This window comes from Parasphingopyxis algicola (genome assembly GCF_013378075.1).
GTDB classification, from domain to species: domain Bacteria; phylum Pseudomonadota; class Alphaproteobacteria; order Sphingomonadales; family Sphingomonadaceae; genus Parasphingopyxis; species Parasphingopyxis algicola.
The window spans coordinates 3,310,673-3,327,303 of record NZ_CP051131.1 but is presented as its reverse complement, the minus strand read 5'-3'; the positions used below and the strand labels follow the sequence as shown (position 1 = coordinate 3,327,303).

Below are 16,631 nucleotides of genomic sequence, written 5' to 3'. Positions count from 1 at the left end.
AGGCTATCGCTTCTCCGACGGCCTTTTCGGCCGATTCTTTCCGTTACCCTACCCGTTCTAACGGGAAAGGGGCATGCCGCCCTACCCTTTTGGGCGGTGCGATCGCCGGGAACCCCGTCGAAAGCGGTCCGGCTTCCCGTTTTCACCCGGTTTTGGAGATCGATCGATGCCCCGCACCGCCATCGTCGCCGGCGTCGCCATGACGCCTTTCGCGACGCCGCGCCGGTCGCGCGACTATCGGAGTCTCGCGCGCGACGCCGTCGGCGACGCGCTCGCCGACGGCGGACTGGACTATGACCGGATCGAGCAGGCCTATGCCGGCTATGTCTATGGCGACAGCACGTCTGGCCAGGCCGCGCTCTATGCGAGCGGCCTGACCGGCATCCCGATCGTCAACGTGAACAACAATTGCGCGACGGGATCGACCGCGCTCTTCCTCGCCCGCCAGGCGGTGGCCGGCGGCACGGCCGAATGCGTGCTGGCCCTCGGTTTCGAGCAGATGGGCCAGGGGGCGCTCGCAAGCGTCTATGACGACCGGCCCGATCCGCTCGACCCCTTTCTCGACACCGTCGAAAAACGCCTCGGACCGTCCGACAGCCCGATGGCATTGCGTCTCTTCGGCGGCGCCGGCCTCGATTACCAGCGGCGCTACGGCGCTGAGGACCGGACCTTCGCGCTGATCGCCGAAAAGGCGCGGCGCCACGCCGCGAAGAATCCGTTCGCCGTGTTCCGCGATCCGCTCAGCGTTGAGGATATCCTCGCCTCGCCGCCGATGTACGGCCCGCTGACCCGGCTGCAATGCTGCCCGCCGACCTGCGGCGCTGCCGCAGCTGTCCTATGCAGCAAGGAATTCGCAAAAAAGCACGGAATAGCTGACGATGTCGCAATAGCCGGGCAGGCGATGACGACCGACCGGCCCGATTCCTTCGACGGCGACGATCTGGCGATCACCGTGGGCGCCGGCATGTCCCGCGCCGCGGCCCGGAACGTTTATGCCGAAGCGGGGATCGGGCCGACGGATATCGATCTTGTCGAACTCCACGACTGCTTCACCGCCAACGAACTGCTGAGCTACGAATCGCTGGGCCTGACCGAGAAAGGCACCGCCGAACGCTTCATCCGCGACGGCGACAACAGCTATGGCGGGACGGTCGTAACCAACCCGTCGGGCGGATTGCTGTCGAAGGGTCATCCGCTCGGGGCGACGGGCCTGGCCCAATGCTTTGAGCTCGTCACCCAGCTGCGCGGCGCCGCGGGCGAACGGCAGGTGGACGGCGCACGGCTGGCGCTGCAACACAATATCGGGCTGGGCGGCGCCTGCGTGGTGACACTGTACGAGAACCGGGCGGGACGGGCATAAGGCCCGGCCGCGGCAAGACAGGAGAGCGGGAATGGGCGAGATCGTCGCACGGTGCTGGCATTTCAACGAACGGCCGAAGGAGATGGTGGACGCGAACACCTTCGTCCTCCGCGAAACACCGGTCCGCGCGCTGGAGGACGGCGAATTCCTGTTCCGGACCCTCTATCTCTCGCTCGACGCCACCAACCGCGTCTGGCTCAGCGACTGGGACATCTACATGGAGCCCGTCCTTATCGGCGAGCCGATGCGCGGCTTCGTCTTCGGCGAGATCGTCGAAAGCCGGCATCCGGACTTTCCGGTCGGCGCCCATGCCGCCGGCCTGCACAGCTGGGCCAACCATATCGTCAGCGACGGCGCGGGATTTTCGGTTTTCCCGCCACTCGACGGGGTCGATCTGGCCGAAGCCTTTGCGGTGCTCAGCGTCGCCGGCCCCACCGCCTATGTCGGCCTGCACGATATCGGCGAGCTCAAGGGAGGCGACACGATCGTCGTCAGCGGCGCGGCCGGCGCGGTCGGCGTGATGGTCGGCCAGATTGCGAAGCTTTTGGGATGCCGCGTGATCGGCATCGCCGGCAGCGGCGACAAATGCCGGATGCTCACGGACGAACTCGGTTTCGATGCGGCGATCAACTACAAGACGGAGGATGTGGAGCGGCGGATCGGCGCGCTGTGCCCGGACGGCATCGATCTCTGCTTTGAAAATGTCGGCGGCGAGATACTGGACGCCTCGCTCGCCCATATGAAGGATTTCGGCCGCGTCGTGATTTGCGGCCTGATCTCCTCCTACAATGCGAAGGATCCCGTGCCGGGCCCCTTCATGTTCCGCAACGTCATCATGCGGCGGCTGACGATCCGGGGGTTCGTCATCCTCGACCATGCCGACCGGCTGCCTGATGTCATGAGTATCCTGGTCGGCCTGATCGCAGACGGCAAGCTGACCATGCCACTCCATGTCGTCGAGGGGCTGGACGCGGCACCGGATGCGCTCAACCTCCTCTATACCGGCGGCAACACGGGAAAACTGCTCGTTCGCATATAGGCATGGACGTCTTGTCCCCCTTTTCGATAGGATCATCAGAGCCGACCATCCAAAACCGCTGAATTCGGCACTTTTTCGTCCAGACATCCTGACGGCGCCGTTCAAAAAGGCATCCCACGGCGCGAAAGAGCGACGGCATGCCTTATTGGCTTGGCGCGCCTCTCAAATCTTTGATTTTAAGTCAATAAAACGGCGGAGAGGGTGGGATTCGAAATTATCAATTAAGCCACTGGAATATAAGATCTATACCTGCAGTTCTTTGAGGAATGCCATGTTTGATACCATGCCGAGCTTTTTCTTAGACGCAAAGAGGCTACAGGGCTGGGAACGGGCAATATGGTATCAGCCTTAGAATCCAGAATCGCGGTCTTTGTTTTTACTGGCGGAACCGTACAGGTAGTGGAAAGTCTTTGCTTTCCTATCTCTTTTGTAATGGTCCCGCAGCACATGCCTTCGTCTGACGGTTGGTCCGAAGACGCTCATTCAACCGAAAAACTAGAAATCAATGGTAAGCTGCGCCCCGATTACGCGGCCTTTGTTGAGTGGCGCAAATGTTCCGCCAAGCGGGAGCGGGCCGAGGTTGGTCGGCAACTGGCCATCGCCTCCGTGCTTGACCGAATTGAGCAGGTTCCGGCCGTAGATCGAGAATGTCCACATTCCGTCTGCCGAACGCAGATCGAACCCGGCGTTCAGGATTTCCTGATCCAGGATGAAGCCGCGATTGTCGTCCGAGAACGCCTCGTCGTCGCGATATGAATAGCTGATCCTCGACGAAAGCGTTCCCCAGCTCCCGATATCGAGATCGTGGTTGAGACCGATAGACCAGGTCAAATCAGCCGCCCGCGGGATCCGCAAGTCAAAGTCGGCGGCGTTGATGACCCCATCGCCCGACAGATCGAAGAAGATGTCCGTGTAATCGGCATCGAGCCAGCCAATCGAGGCGTCGAGAACCAGCGAAGGCGTGAGGAAGAACAGGCCGTCAGCTTCGAAGCCGAAAATCTCGGCATCAGCGGTATTCCTGACAAGCTGCACGACACCCGAAGTCGGATCGGTCAGCACGACTTCCCGTTGCATGTCGCTGATGTCATTGAAGAACAGTGCGGCATTGATGCGGCCAAAATCCCACTCCGATTTGAAGCCCAGTTCGAAATTGTCGACCGTCTCCTCGTCGAACGGACCAGGCCCGAAATTGACGGTGTCGGCCGCCGTGTTCCTCAAATTGTAACCGCCTGACCGGTGTCCCCTGGCCCAGTGCGCATAGACGAGTGCATCGTCATTGATATTGTAGGTAACCCCGATCTTGGGATCGAGGCTTGTCCAGCTTTCCTCGTCCGAAAAGTCGAAAGCACAGCTGTTGTCGATTACGCTGCACGGCGAATTCACATTCAAGCTCAGCGAAGCGATATCGACCGACTTCTCCTCATGCGTATAGCGAAGGCCGGCCTGGACGGACCAGTGTTCGCTGAGGGCATAGTCCAGCGCCATGAAGGCCGCGAAGGTCGTGACCTCATAGTCGCCGCCACCATCTTGCGTGAGAGCCGGTGAGCCGTCGGGCGTGAGCGCACCAAGAATGCGGCGGCCTTCGCCATAGCTCAGGTCGAGCTCGAAATAGTAGAGGCCGGCTGTCAGATCGAGGTTGTCGCCGATCGTTCCGGAATAGCGCAGCTCGTTGCTGAACTGCTCCGACTCTATCTGGAAACGCGCGTCGAAAAGAGAAATCGGCTGCGCATCCAGATCGGACACCGAATCCTGGCTGAGATCCCGGTAACCGGCAATGTTGGTGATCGTACCATTGTCGCCCACATCGACATTGAATTCCGCCGTCGCGAAATGGGTCGTCGAGCGGTGATACCCTTCGGTATTGATGCTGAAATCGAAACTGTCCCGCGGATGATTGACCGGCGTACCGGGCACACCCAGCCCGTTGATATGCGACTGGCCCGCCGGACCGTCTCCTTCGATATCCGTATATTCGTATCGTAGCACGAGTTCCGTATTATAGCTCGGCTCCCACACGATCGTCGGGCGGATCATGAATTGCCTCAGCTCACCAAAATTCTCGCCCGTATTCAGATTTTCGAACCAGCCCTGATCGTCGTTGTAATAGGCGGAGACTCTCGCGCGCAGTGAGTCGGTGATCGGCCCGCCGATATTGCCCATCACATAGGTGTTGATCCCGCCATCGCCGCCGCCATCGATCGCGACCCGCACCGCGCCCTCGAATTCGTCGCCGGGTCGTTGGGTCCTGAGCAACACGGCGCCGCCAGTAACGTTTCGGCCGAATAGAGTGCCCTGCGGACCGCGCAAGATCTCGATACTCTCCAAGTCGAACACATCGAAGACGAGGCCGGCGTTCGTGCCAAGATAGACGCCGTCCACGAAGGTGCCCACCGTAGGATCGATAGACGGTATGGAGCTGTTGATGCCCAAGCCACGGATAGCGAAATTGGCTGTTCCGCGCTGCGTGCCCACATCGTCAAAGGAAACGTTCGGAATGCCGACCGATAAGTCCCCCAGATCACGAATCTTCAGAGCCTCGATCTGGTCGGATCCCAGCGCCGCCACCGACAGGGGGACATCCTGAAGATTCTCTTCCCGCTTACGCGCCGTAACGATGATCGGTTCGGAAAACGCTTCGGTTTGCGCCGCGGCCTTGGGCACTATAATCCCGTTTGTACAGACAATGGCACATGAAGACAGCAGGAGCCCCATTGTCCGCCTGATTTTCAGTTTCCTTTGCATGGCCCGTTCTCCTCGCCCTTCACGCTATTTGCTAGCGCTGGTTTTTTGTTCGTCTTGCGGCACGGAACACAGAAGGCGCCCACTCGCCGTCGACGCTTCGACGCTACTGCAGGGCCAAATTCTTGGGCGGCAATTTATGTGGTCATTTCGGGCGATGCAGGGTCCATGCCGGTAGCTGGACCAAGACACCATCGCCTGGGCGAAAGGCCATCTCAAGCCTTCGGCCTGGAAAGCCAGACTTTGAAGTGAAGCCCTTCAACACCGCGAAAAAGGGAACTGAGGTCTAGCTACTTGACGAGCTCTCCGCCGATAATCAGTTCGCGAATTTCCCTGGTTCCGGCGCCGATCTCCAGGATCTTGGCGCACCGATACAGCCGGTTGATTTCCATCTCGCGCATAAAGCCCATTCCGCCATGGATCTGCATTCCATTGTCAAGGACCCGGTTGATCGCGCGCCCGGCGAGCAAAACGCTGGCTGCGGTCCTCATGTGAATCTCTCCATGGCCAACTTCATCGTCGCTCAGGCCTTCGCATTCCTTCAGGATCTGATAGCAGAAGCCGCGCATCGACGCCGTTTCGGTATACATGTGCGCCAACATGCGCTGGACGAGCTGATGGTTCCCGATAGCTGTGCCGAACTGCTCCCGGCCTTTTGCGAACTCAACCGACAGCTCCAACGCTCTTTCGCATATCCCGACGCAATGGGCGGCAAGCAGGGCCCGCTCGAGATCAAGCCCGCTCATGACGACCCTGACACCCTTATTCTCTTCGCCGATCAGATTCTCGGCGGGAACGATACAGTCTTCAAAGACCAATTCACCGGTCGGACTTCCGCGATAGCCCATCTTGTCGAGTTCTTTTTCGATGCCAAACCCGGAAAAGCCGCGCTCCACCACAAAAGCGGAGATGCCGTGCGCGCCATGCTCGGGAGATGTCTTGGCGTAGACGAGTACCAAATCGGCTTCGGGTCCGTTGGTGATATAGAGCTTCCTGCCGTTCAGAATGTAATTGTCGCCGTCCCGGCGCGCGCGTGTCGCCATGCTGCCAAGCGCATCGGACCCGGCGCCCGGTTCGGTCAGCCCCAAGGCACCGAGGAGCGAGCCGTCGCATATTCCCGGCAGATATTTCTCGCGCTGGGCAGCGCTGCCATGCCGGTTCAAATTGTTTGCGCAGAGATTGTCGCTCGCCAGGTAGCTGAGCGAAATCGACGGATTCCACTTGGCGATTGCGTGAGCGACCATGGCCTGCGCCGCTTCGTCCATGTCGGCGCCGCCATATTCGGCCGGCAGTGTAATCCCCAAAACCCCGAGCGCGCCGAGCTTGCGATACTCGTCTCTGGGAAACCAGTCCTCGTCATCCATTCTGGCCGAGAGCTCGTGCAAATTTTCCCGCGAATAGCGTTCAACCATGTCGAACAATTGCTGGTATTCCGGGCCGAAGCCATATCTGCAAATGTCCGACATTACGTTTCAAGCCTCTGAAATAAGTACAATATGTTTTGGATGTCGCGCGATGTGGATCGCGAGGATGCGGCTAGTTCCACCGGACAAATCCCCTGGATCCGGCGGACAACTCCGTCGCCAATTGCGAGATCTCGCCGGCGACGCTTTCCGCCAGCTTTGCGCGAATGATCTTCTGCGTGTGTGTGAGAAGGCCGTCCTCGATCGTCCAAGGGGCCCGGCAAACAAGGATGGCCCCGATCCGCTCATGCGGCTCCAGATCGCGATTTAGTGATGCGGTATCGGCTAGCAGCTGCCGTTCGACTGCATCCTCGGCGAGCTCCTGGGCGGTCTCACTGAGAGTGCAAAGAATGACCGGCTGGGTCAGGCCAAGGCCGACCAGCGCACATTGTTCGACCAGTTCGATTTCCGAATATCGTTTCTCGATCGGCCCGGGCGCGACGAACTTGCCTTTTGCAGTCTTGAACTCTTCACTGACCCGTCCGGTGATGAACAGATAGCCGTTGTCATCGATCCGGCCTTTGTCGCCGGTGTGCACCCATCCATCCTTGAACGTCTGCGCCGTCTTGGCCTCATCCTGGAAATATCCCAGCGCTATGCCCGGACCGCGGCCGAGAATTTCGCCGTCGGAACCGATCGCCACGTCGAACCCGGGCGCTGCAGTCCCGACACTGTCCGGCACAGCCGCTCCGCCGTCCTGATATGTCAGAGGGAGGATTTCGGTTTGTCCGTAGAAGTCCGAGATATCGATCCCGAACTGGCGAAATTCGCGTTTCACATAAGGCGGGCAGATCGCCCCGCCACTGATGAAACAGGTCACGTCTTGCAGCCCGAGATGCTCCCTTACCGCAGCTCCAGAATCCCCGGATTGCTGTACGTCAGCCGTACTTTCGGAATTGTCGCCTGAGATCCGAAAATGTTCGAGAGCGGCGGCCAGAAGGCGTTCCCAAATTCTCGGCACGGCCAGCATCAGAGTAGGTCGGGCGCGCCTGAGATCTTCGATGAAATAATCTGGCCCGCGGCTGAACGTAATGCTGGCCCCGGTAAGCACCGACTGGACGACGCTCACGGTTTTCTCGCCGATATGCGCCAACGGCAAATGGCAAAACAGGCGGTTCTCATCCAAGTCCTCCTGGCCGGTGAGCTGCATGAAGGACTGCGCGACGTTGAGCAGCGACCGCTGCGAGTGCATCACCGCTTTCGGATAGCCTGTAGTGCCCGAGGTCAGTATCAGGCTGCAAAGCGCGTCCGGATCTCCGGATTGCGGTAATGCCTGCGCCTCTCCCAGTGCGACGAAGTCCGCGAACGGCATCGTGCCCGGCGCGGTTTCGATATGCGGCAAGGAGACGACCGTGATGCCATCGGGCAGGATTGCCTCGACAGCTTCCCAGTTCGCGGCGTTTCCGAGGAAAAGCAGTTTCACGTCCAGTTGGACGACGACATATGCAAGCTTTTCGGCCATCATCGTCGTGAAGAGCGGGGATGAAACGTGACCGCTGAGCATGATACCCCAATCAGCCAGGATCCACTCGGCACAATTGTCGGACAGGATCGCTATGCGCTCGCCCGCGCCGTCGATAAGCTTGGCCAAGGATTTGGCGATCGCTTCGATCGCGTCGACGCTTTCGCTCCAGGTGTAGGACCGTGTGCGATGGTCGATCAGGTAAAGATCATCGCCCCGTTCTGCGCGGTGCCGCCTGAAGCTGCCCAGTAAATCCTCATTCTGCAGCAGCATAAGCATCTCCAACTCTTTCGACCGCCGGTTCGCCGAGATTGTCAGGCCAATCTACGACACAGCCGCTGCGGTGAAGGCCAATGGCATGGGCAGGACACGACGGCCTTTCGCCGGCGTTCACCTGCCGCGCAGCTTGTCTAAGCTTCGGAAAGAATAGATCATTCCGCGAGAGCTGAGTTGTCCGACCAGACAATAATGTTGGTCACAACAGGCAGCGGCCGCGAGACGTTGAGATTTCGGTAAATGGCCTCGCCAGCCTGACCGATTTTGCTGCCCGAAATGACGCAAAGACTGTTCTACAACAGTGCCGCGAACATTCTTCGGAGCATGGAGACTGCAATGTCAGCCCACGACTTTATCGAGATGACGATCAGGGACGGCATCGCCACGATCACCTTGAACGACCCGGCGACGCTCAATTCTCTCAATCCTGCGATGATGGAGGCCTTCCTAACGGCGCTGACGGACTGTGAACGAGGATCAGACGCCGATGCGATCATCGTAACCGGTGCCGGCAGAGGATTCTGTTCTGGCGCGAACCTCACGTCCGAGATCGTCGATATGCGAGACGGCGCGTTCGAGGAGTGGATCAACGAGCAGCTCAACCCGCTGGCAAGCAGGATTGCGTCCTCTCCCTTGCCGGTAATTGCCGCTGTGAATGGCCCGGCCGCAGGCGCCGGCTGCAGCCTTGCCCTTGTCTGCGACCTTATCGTCTGTTCGGCATCGGCAGAGTTCATTCTGAGCTTCGGGAAGATCGGCGTTGCCATGGACCTTGGGGCATCGTGGACCTTGATGCGCTCAATCGGGTTGCACCGCGCGAGACATCTGGCGATGCTGGGCACGGCCCTTGACGCGGCCATGGCGAAGGATTGGGGCCTAGCGCTGGAAATCTTTCCGGATGGAGCTTTGCTTGAGGGTGCCCGGAAAATCGGGTCGGAAATGCTGGCCCGCTCCACATCGCCGGCGCTTGCCGCGATGAAACGGCAGTTCGGCTTCGCGGCAAATTCGACCCTCGATGCAACGCTGGAATATGAAGCGAAAGTACAGGCCGAACTGGTTCTGACGGACGAGTCGCGGACCTTGATCGATTCCTTCGGGAAAGGGTGAAGCTTCGAGGCGTCGTCCTTGGAGCAGCGGCAACTCAACCGGCCCGCGGCACATGCCCGGTCCATCGCTTGTAGGCGCGGCAAAAATTGCTGGCATCGCTATAACCGACAAGGTCGGCGACCTCGGCGAGGGTGATATCGGGAAATGGCAGATATAACTCAGCCAGCTCGCGACGGGCCTGATCAAGCAATTGTTGATAGCTCGTCCCCGCCTCGCCCAGCCGGTTTTGAAAGGTCTTCGGGCTCATGGCAAAATGCGATGCGACAATCTCCTTGGACAGGATTTGCTGCGGTAATTCCTTTACCAGGAACGCATGCACGCGAAGTGGCAGGCTGCTCTGTTCGATTTCGGAGATTTTCGCGGCAATCCGTATTTCATATTCCACTGCGATTTCCGAACCGCCGTTTGCCAAATGATCGTCAATTCCAGCCAGGGGAAGATGCATCGCGTTCCTGGTCGATCCGAATTCAGGGACTACACCGAAGAATTCGCGATATCTTTCGCTGTTCTGTCCCCGGAATTTGCTGGTCAACTCGATCTTGAGCGCACTGTAATCCGGCCGACCCATCAGCCTCATAAACCGGAACACAAAGGCCAGGGTGACTTCCGTCCACACCGATCGCAAATCCTCGCTGATCGACTTTTCCGCAAAGTGGCTGATCAGGATGACCTCATCAGGGCTTTGGACAAGGCGAAGTTTCTGGGTCGTCGCAATGTAGGGATAATATTTCGCGAACCGCAAAAGGAAGTTTCGCAAGCTCGAACTGGTCAGCAGCCCGATGGAAAACTCGCCGAAGGTGGAGGGGGAAATATATTCGGCCACTTTAAGGGGGAAAGCGGGATCGTCGATCTCGTTCACCGCAAGGCGCAGGAGCTGCTCCGTCAATTTAGGAGAAATGTGCTGACCGCTATCGGCAATTTCCGGAATGTGGATTCCATGTTTGGTGGTAATCGCATCTCGCTCGATACCGTAATGCTCCATGGCGCGCACAATGGCCTGAAAGCCGGAATAGGTGGTGTATTTCATCCCTTACCTCAAAGCGTACTCATACGATATTGATGACGGCAGAGTAGCACTGGCGCCGGAAAATTGAGGATTTTCGCCAATCCAGCAAGCCGAGCGACGCGCATCTGATATGCTTGATCGCTCGGGCAACCGACAGACAGGGGTAAGGTTACACGCATCGTTTCAATATTCTTGCAGCGATAACAGACGCCTCACGCCGATACGTTCCAGGTATTCCACATGATCCCTGGGCGAGACGAACCTGTCACGGACAAACGCGTTCAACTCTGCCATCTCGCCATTCTTGTATGAGCTGTTGGCGAGTGCGACGTATTCCGCGATGAATTCGCGATCCTCCAGATAAAATTCGGGACTGGCGAAAGGATGGGCGCCATAGGGTGCTCGGACGATAACGTCCGCGCCGATGATCGAGGTGCGCGACGGATCGCGCCGGATATCCTCGTTGGATATAATTTTTTCGACCTGCACGATCGTCTTGTCGGCCGCGCGATAATGGGCCCGGTCACCCCATCCGTGCACGTGCCGTACATTGCCATAGGCGTCTGCGCACGCTGCATGCAGGATCGCGACATCGGGTTTGATCGCCGGAACCGCGAGTATCGGTTTTCCCGTGAACGGATCCTCGATTACCTTCAAATCCGGGTTGAGTTCGGGAATGGACGTTCCGACTCCGCCATGCCAGGTCGTGAATGGCAGGCCCTGGGCTGCGGCTCTCAATCCCGCATAGCAAATACCTTCGTCAGCTTCCCAGATTTCGACTTCACCGCTTTGCGCGGCAAATCGGTAGCACGGATCTATGGCCGCCAGACTTTCGGCGTGAACGCCGGAGGTGATCAGTTTACGCACGCATCCGGCAGCGATCAGGAATCCGATGTCCGGCCCTCCCTGCGCCGAAGTGACGATCGTGAGGTCTTTGACCTGTCTTCGAATGATCCCCCTGATGAGGGCCATTGGGTGCGCCGAATTCAGATGTCCGCCAATCGAGACGGTCATGCCGTCTTCGATCAGATCGAGCGCATCGTCCTCGGCAAGAATTCTGCTCTTCCGCAACTGCCATCCCTTTCAAAATATCCGTGCAAGCCTCAGGCCGGCCTGAATTTTGGCAGCACGACCTCATCGGTAACTCGCTCGAAGGTCACTTCGACCGGCATCCCGATCTCAATATCTTCGATCGAACACTCGACGATGTTGCTTGCAATTCTAACGCCGCCCGTACCGTCGAGTTCGACCAGAACTACCGCAAATGGATAGTCGAAGCCGCGCGCGGCGAGCTCGCCCGGGGAGGGTTGGGAAGGAACCGTGAAACTGTAGACAGTCCCCTCTCCGCTTACCGAGTCCCAATTCGCTTCGAGGGAATTGCAGTGGCGGCACATCTTCTGGGGAGGAAAACGAAATCGCGCGCAGGACGCACATCTTTGGATCCTCAACTCGTGCGACTTGCATCCTTCCCAGAATGGCATCGTCTCGCTGGTAATCTTGGGCAGCGGCCTGGCATAATCGGTCATGTCATTGCTTCCCCAGGATCAATGCGCTTGTCGGACCGGGAACGGCGCTGGCGACCAGAGTTGTTTCCGCACCCTGAACCTGGGCAGTCGAGGTTCCCCTCAGCTGTTTCACACCCTCCAGAATGTGCGTGAAGCCGTGAATATAGGCCTCGCCCAGATGGCCTCCATGCGTGTTTACCGGCAGCTCTCCGCCGATCTCTATGCGCCCGTCTTCCGCGAACGATCCGCCTTCGCCCTTCTCGCAAAAGCCGTAATCCTCAAGCAGCAAGAGTTGGGTATAGGTGTAGCAATCATATAACTGCGCCACGTCGATATCCTGCGGGCCGAGACCGGCCATCCGATAAAGTCTGGGCGCGATATGGGCTGCCTCGCTCTCGGTAATCGTCGGTTTGAAGGGCGACAGCTCCCACAACAGACCGGGATGCGAGCCAAGCGACTGGGCCGCGGCCATGATCCTGGCCGGCGGACGCTTGAGGTCTTTTGCCCGCTCGGTCGTCGTCACGATCATCGCGCAGGCGCCGTCATTGGCGGAGATGAGACAGTCCAGCTCTCTCAGCGGCTGCGTAACGAAGGCCGAATTCTGATGATCGTCGATCGTTATCGGATCCCGCCTGATCGCCCTGGGGTTCATCGCGGCATGTTTGCGCGCGGCCACCGCGATCGCGCCGAGTTGGGCGCTGGTCGTACCATATTCGTGCATGTGCCGGCGGCAGCCCATCGCGAACGTGTCGATCATCGCCGACCAGCCGAACGGCCGCAGGAACTCGCCTACGCCCGAGGCTTTTGCCCAGAGCGTCGATTGATTGTGCTTTGCCCCTTGCATGAAATCGAACGGCGTAAACGCCCTGAAGCAGACCACATGGTTTGCCATGCCGCTCGCCACCGCCATCGCGGCATGGGCGACGGTAGCACAGGCCGCGCCTCCAAGGCCGGTGACTTCTGATGTGTAGCTGACATTCGACAAGCCGAGATTGGAAGCGATGAACTGCTCTGATCCGGAGGCGTCGATTGACGACGTCACGATGCCATCGATGTCCGACGGCCGCAGCCCAGCATCGTCGACGGCACTACCGATTGCTTCCAGCGCGAGGAGAAGCGGGTCTCTGCCGGAATCCACCAGATAATCGGTCTGACCAATCCCGGCAATCGAGCACGCGTTTCGGAGCGCACTCATGGCTAAAAGGCCTCGGTGCGGACGGCCGCAGGCATATGCGGGGCAAGCAATGTGTTTGGATGGCGAATGGGTGACTTCATATTTACCCCTCCTTCGCCGGGGCGGGGTTTTCGAGCTCAGCGGCGAGGGTTTGCGGAACGAGCCGGCTGATCTCGTCGACCGTCCAGCGACCGTCCTTGGCGATCGTCTTTATCGGCCGGGGTTCGGAGAACAGTGCGATCAGGCCTCCGCTTGCGAGGAACACCTGGCCGTTGATGTCTTTGGCGCCCTCGGTCGCAAGATAAGCGACCAGCGGGCTGACATCTTCAGGCTCCAGCTTGCTCAGGACGTCCGATAAACCTTCCCTCTCGGCGCTCTGGTCGAAGGCCAGGCCCTCGGTCATGCGCGTCGAGGCCCTTGGGCAGATGCAGTTGCAGGTGACGCCATATTTGCCCAGATCACGGGCAACCACGCGCGTGAGGCCGACGATCCCTGCTTTCGCGGCGCCATAATTGGACACGGCGGCTTCGCCCAACCACGCTTCGGACGCGGTGTTGATAATGCGTCCGCTCCTCTGTTCCCGGAAGATTCCCGAAACCGCGCGAATGCAGTTGAAATGCCCATAGAGATGTACTTTGACGACCGCATCCCAATCGTCGAACGGCATGTTGAAGATCATCTTCGGGCGATAATTGCCCGCATTGTTGACCAGCACATCTATTCGGCCAAATGCCTCCAGCGCGGTGTCGACAATGCTTTGCCCGCCGTCAGGGCTCACAACGTCATCGAAGTTCGCGACAGCTTCGCCTCCGCTGGAGGCAATTTCCGACACGACGGTTTCGGCCGGGCTCATCGAGCCCCCTTGCCCGTCCAGCTCTCCGCCGTAATCATTGACGACGACCTTGGCGCCTTCGGCAGCCAAGGCCAGAGCGTGAGCCCGGCCAATGCCCCTGCCGGCCCCGGTGACGATCGCGACCTTTCCGCTCAGACGTTGCATCGAATTACCTGTCCTCCGTATATTGCCCGCTTCGACAGGCATGACTTATCTGCTGACCAAGGCGCGTCACTGATCGCCGGCTCCCGCGTCCGATCTCGCTTGGCCGACCGCATCATCCATCTTGAAACCGCTGGCCATCTGCGCTTCCATGCCGCGACGACACTCGGCCTCCTCTAGGCACCAGGCACCGTAGAGATCCGTCCTCCAGCCACGATTCAGCAATTCCTTCATTTTTCGAAGAATCTTCTGATCCTGCTCGAGCATCTTCGTCGCGATTCCCCGCGCGCCCTCCAGCAATTCCGCGGAAGGGAAGACATCGATAACAAGGCCCATTTCCTTGGCCTGCTCGGCGTCAATAAACTGGCTGGTAAAGATGAGGTATTTGGCCTGCATAAGGCCTATCAATCTCGGCATCCGCGCCGTTGCCCCACCGCCGCTCACGTTGATCCTGCTGTGCGTATCTCCGAACACCGCCTTGTCGGACGCAACCAGGATGTCGCACGACAGCGCGAATTCGAGACCGCCGGTGATGCAGTAGCCGTCGGTAATCGCTGCAATGGTCGGCTTGCTCAAATCCTCAAGCTTGTCGAGCACGCGCTTGGTGAAACTCAGATCGGTGTTGCCGGCTTCGAAGTCGCGAAGATCCATCCCCGCACAGAACGCCTTGTCGCCGGCGGCAGTCACGATGAGGACGTCAATCTCATCGTCCTGCTCGACCTCTATCAGCGCCTTTTCGAGCTCGGCGAGCAGCGCGGAACTCAAGCTGTTGAGAGCGTTCGGCCTGTCAAGGGTTATGGTCGCGATTCTCTCCGACTTCTCCAGAATGATATTGCTGAAATCCATCGCCCTCTGCCTTCGCGTGCGCGTCGCGATTTGTTGTTCGCTTGCGGAGCGCTTGGGCCTTTCGGCCGCGTGCCTTCCGGTCAGTGACTTCGGAACGCCGCTGTCCGCAAACTTCCGGTCATCTTGGCAGCCTTTGCGCGGTCCTCTTGGTCCCCGCAGACAAAATTAGTGGTCAACTTCGGACCGGGCCACGGATCGCGGGTTGTGGTTGCAGATGGTGATCTATGCGCGCAGCCTGCCGGCCACATCGACACGTTCCCGCAATAACTTCAGCTCGCTCCCGGTAGGGATCGGCGTCGTTTCCACCGTTTCCGGAATCACAAGTTCGAAGCCGGTTTCGCTTACTACCTGATCCTTGGAGACTCCGGGATGTAGGTATTTCAGGCGCAACGCTTTGCTTTGCTCCTCGAAGTCCATCACGCACAACGGCGTAATCACATATTTGGGACCACCGCCCGGCAGGCCCAGCTTGGTCCGCGCATCGGCACCGCCCTCACCCCAGCCAAAAGCGGAGATGAAATCGCACTTTTCCACGAAGATCCGCTTGGAATGCGCGTTCGTGTAAATGTAATAGCGCCCGGCCTGCGTCGCCATCGACGTCGAACCCAGGGAACCCGGCCCGCGAAACGCAAGATTTTGGGGACCCTTGCCCGTTCCGATAAGGTTCGTGTTGCCGAACTTGTCTATCTGGAGCCCACCCACGAAGAAGGCGGTCGAATGCTTTCCGGCAAAGTCGAAACATTCGTGATGCAGATAATAGCCTTCCGCGAAGCGATGGAAGCGCCAATCCATGGCGGAATCAAAATCTTCCAGCCTGTCAGCAAGCTGGACGTTCACGGCGGACATGGTCGTTTGGATCTTGAGGTTCGGCGCATGCGTGAGATTGGCGAGAAAAACGCCAGCCCGGATCTCCGGAATGCCCGCCGGGAACGAAACCGCATCATCATCCGCGATTTCCCCGGATATGAACGCGGCGAGAAGTTCCTTGGTCGCATAAGCAGTGGGATCGTGTTCCATTAATACTCCTCTATGCGCCGCCCCAAGCCGGTTTTCGGCGCCACGCCACGGCGATCCACGGCATGGTTTTCAAAAGGTCCAGCCATAACGGTCCGTCTGAACGGCGCCGCCAAGCCGGAGCTATTCCCCGGACGGGGAACTCGGCTCCTTCAGTCCCCGCATCCAGACGATCTTGCGCTCTTCGAACTTCCACACGCCGTCGCGCTTTCCGAGCGTATCGACATACATCGCGCGATTCTGAATAGGCTTTCCGCTGCGCCGCACATGGCCATCGGCATCGGCGTACGAAACCGAACTCGCACGATCACCATCGATCTGAACATACGGAATGTGCAAGAGATGGCGCAGCCCCTCGATCGGGTCGCGCATCTCCTCGGCCCAGTTTTCAAAACATCGCCTGATCTCGTCCGCGCCGTTGAATTCCCCATCGAATTCGAGGCGCGCATCATCCCAGAAAAGTTCGGCTATCTGAGCAGGCTCACCCATATCGACCAGGATGCAATACTTCGCGAGGTGGCTCTGAATGGCCATGTGATCGGATAGGTTCACGCGATGATCCCGAGATAATTGTGCGCGCAGAGAACGGCGTTGTCGCGTTCATGCCGCGATGGCTAGCGCAACTTGCCGAAGTCGTTTCGTGCCTTTT

Annotated in this window: 14 protein-coding genes; 3 read left to right on the top strand and 11 right to left on the bottom strand. The window is 59.0% G+C overall.

Annotated elements, in window-relative coordinates:
* The first annotated feature begins 166 nt into the window (after nucleotides 1–166).
* Both HFP57_RS16415 and HFP57_RS16410 read left to right on the top strand, forming a co-directional pair.
* A complete protein-coding gene (locus HFP57_RS16415; protein WP_176870800.1) occupies nucleotides 167–1,360 on the top strand; it encodes a lipid-transfer protein in 1,194 nt (397 codons plus the stop codon).
* Between the two features lie 31 nt (nucleotides 1,361–1,391).
* Nucleotides 1,392–2,399 (top strand): NADP-dependent oxidoreductase, encoded by a 1,008-nt coding sequence (locus HFP57_RS16410; protein WP_176870799.1) that lies wholly within the window; start codon nucleotides 1,392–1,394, stop codon nucleotides 2,397–2,399.
* A 495-nt stretch (nucleotides 2,400–2,894) separates the two neighbouring features.
* On the opposite strand, the gene HFP57_RS16405 is transcribed toward HFP57_RS16410, so the two are convergent.
* The 3 genes from HFP57_RS16405 to HFP57_RS16395 all read right to left on the bottom strand — a co-directional run bounded on the left by HFP57_RS16405 (nucleotide 2,895) and on the right by HFP57_RS16395 (nucleotide 8,342).
* Nucleotides 2,895–5,141: a TonB-dependent receptor gene (locus tag HFP57_RS16405; RefSeq protein WP_176870796.1), complete on the bottom strand. Its 2,247-nt coding sequence runs from the start codon at nucleotides 5,139–5,141 to the stop codon at nucleotides 2,895–2,897.
* 287 nt (nucleotides 5,142–5,428) lie between these two features.
* Entirely contained in the window at nucleotides 5,429–6,604 is a 1,176-nt protein-coding gene (locus tag HFP57_RS16400; RefSeq protein ID WP_176870794.1) for an acyl-CoA dehydrogenase family protein, read from the bottom strand.
* Nucleotides 6,605–6,674: 70 nt separating this feature from the next.
* Nucleotides 6,675–8,342 carry an AMP-dependent synthetase/ligase gene (locus tag HFP57_RS16395; RefSeq protein ID WP_176870793.1) on the bottom strand — a complete coding sequence of 556 codons (1,668 nt, stop codon included), beginning with the start codon at nucleotides 8,340–8,342 and terminating at the stop codon, nucleotides 6,675–6,677.
* Nucleotides 8,343–8,675: 333 nt separating this feature from the next.
* Between HFP57_RS16395 and HFP57_RS16390 the strand changes: the two genes are divergently transcribed.
* Entirely contained in the window at nucleotides 8,676–9,443 is a 768-nt protein-coding gene (locus HFP57_RS16390) for an enoyl-CoA hydratase/isomerase family protein (protein WP_176870791.1), read from the top strand.
* A 34-nt stretch (nucleotides 9,444–9,477) separates the two neighbouring features.
* Here the strand turns inward: HFP57_RS16390 and HFP57_RS16385 are convergent, their stop codons facing one another.
* The 8 genes from HFP57_RS16385 to HFP57_RS16350 all read right to left on the bottom strand — a co-directional run bounded on the left by HFP57_RS16385 (nucleotide 9,478) and on the right by HFP57_RS16350 (nucleotide 16,534).
* Nucleotides 9,478–10,470: an AraC family transcriptional regulator gene (locus tag HFP57_RS16385; RefSeq protein ID WP_176870789.1), complete on the bottom strand. Its 993-nt coding sequence runs from the start codon at nucleotides 10,468–10,470 to the stop codon at nucleotides 9,478–9,480.
* Between the two features lie 162 nt (nucleotides 10,471–10,632).
* Nucleotides 10,633–11,520, bottom strand: a complete 888-nt coding sequence (locus HFP57_RS16380; protein WP_281363102.1) for a CoA transferase subunit A — start codon at nucleotides 11,518–11,520, stop codon at nucleotides 10,633–10,635.
* A 32-nt stretch (nucleotides 11,521–11,552) separates the two neighbouring features.
* The gene (locus HFP57_RS16375; protein ID WP_176870786.1) at nucleotides 11,553–11,975 is read right to left on the bottom strand and encodes a Zn-ribbon domain-containing OB-fold protein; all 423 of its coding nucleotides are present in this window, start codon (nucleotides 11,973–11,975) and stop codon (nucleotides 11,553–11,555) included.
* 1 nt (nucleotide 11,976) lies between these two features.
* A complete protein-coding gene (locus HFP57_RS16370; RefSeq protein ID WP_176870784.1) occupies nucleotides 11,977–13,149 on the bottom strand; it encodes a thiolase C-terminal domain-containing protein in 1,173 nt (390 codons plus the stop codon).
* Between the two features lie 82 nt (nucleotides 13,150–13,231).
* Complete coding sequence (locus tag HFP57_RS16365; RefSeq protein WP_218135043.1) at nucleotides 13,232–14,167, bottom strand: SDR family NAD(P)-dependent oxidoreductase; 936 nt, start codon at nucleotides 14,165–14,167, stop codon at nucleotides 13,232–13,234.
* A 24-nt stretch (nucleotides 14,168–14,191) separates the two neighbouring features.
* The gene (locus HFP57_RS16360) at nucleotides 14,192–14,968 is read right to left on the bottom strand and encodes an enoyl-CoA hydratase/isomerase family protein (RefSeq protein ID WP_176870783.1); all 777 of its coding nucleotides are present in this window, start codon (nucleotides 14,966–14,968) and stop codon (nucleotides 14,192–14,194) included.
* A 222-nt stretch (nucleotides 14,969–15,190) separates the two neighbouring features.
* Nucleotides 15,191–15,985, bottom strand: coding sequence for a CoA-transferase (locus tag HFP57_RS16355; protein WP_176870782.1), 795 nt, complete (start codon nucleotides 15,983–15,985; stop codon nucleotides 15,191–15,193).
* A gap of 120 nt (nucleotides 15,986–16,105) precedes the next feature.
* Nucleotides 16,106–16,534 (bottom strand): nuclear transport factor 2 family protein, encoded by a 429-nt coding sequence (locus HFP57_RS16350; protein WP_176870781.1) that lies wholly within the window; start codon nucleotides 16,532–16,534, stop codon nucleotides 16,106–16,108.
* Nucleotides 16,535–16,631: the final 97 nt, after the last annotated feature.

Excerpts from the sequence above, each read along its gene's own strand:
- HFP57_RS16415 (WP_176870800.1), top strand. The coding sequence starts at position 167 with ATGCCCCGCACCGCCATCGTCGCCGGCGTCGCCATGACGCCTTTCGCG.
- HFP57_RS16410 (WP_176870799.1), top strand. The coding sequence starts at position 1,392 with ATGGGCGAGATCGTCGCACGGTGCTGGCATTTCAACGAACGGCCGAAG.
- HFP57_RS16405 (WP_176870796.1), bottom strand. The coding sequence starts at position 5,141 with ATGCAAAGGAAACTGAAAATCAGGCGGACAATGGGGCTCCTGCTGTCT.
- HFP57_RS16400 (WP_176870794.1), bottom strand. The coding sequence starts at position 6,604 with ATGTCGGACATTTGCAGATATGGCTTCGGCCCGGAATACCAGCAATTG.
- HFP57_RS16395 (WP_176870793.1), bottom strand. The coding sequence starts at position 8,342 with ATGCTTATGCTGCTGCAGAATGAGGATTTACTGGGCAGCTTCAGGCGG.
- HFP57_RS16390 (WP_176870791.1), top strand. The coding sequence starts at position 8,676 with ATGTCAGCCCACGACTTTATCGAGATGACGATCAGGGACGGCATCGCC.
- HFP57_RS16385 (WP_176870789.1), bottom strand. The coding sequence starts at position 10,470 with ATGAAATACACCACCTATTCCGGCTTTCAGGCCATTGTGCGCGCCATG.
- HFP57_RS16375 (WP_176870786.1), bottom strand. The coding sequence starts at position 11,975 with ATGACCGATTATGCCAGGCCGCTGCCCAAGATTACCAGCGAGACGATG.
- HFP57_RS16370 (WP_176870784.1), bottom strand. The coding sequence starts at position 13,149 with ATGAGTGCGCTCCGAAACGCGTGCTCGATTGCCGGGATTGGTCAGACC.
- HFP57_RS16365 (WP_218135043.1), bottom strand. The coding sequence starts at position 14,167 with ATGCCTGTCGAAGCGGGCAATATACGGAGGACAGGTAATTCGATGCAA.
- HFP57_RS16360 (WP_176870783.1), bottom strand. The coding sequence starts at position 14,968 with ATGGATTTCAGCAATATCATTCTGGAGAAGTCGGAGAGAATCGCGACC.
- HFP57_RS16355 (WP_176870782.1), bottom strand. The coding sequence starts at position 15,985 with ATGGAACACGATCCCACTGCTTATGCGACCAAGGAACTTCTCGCCGCG.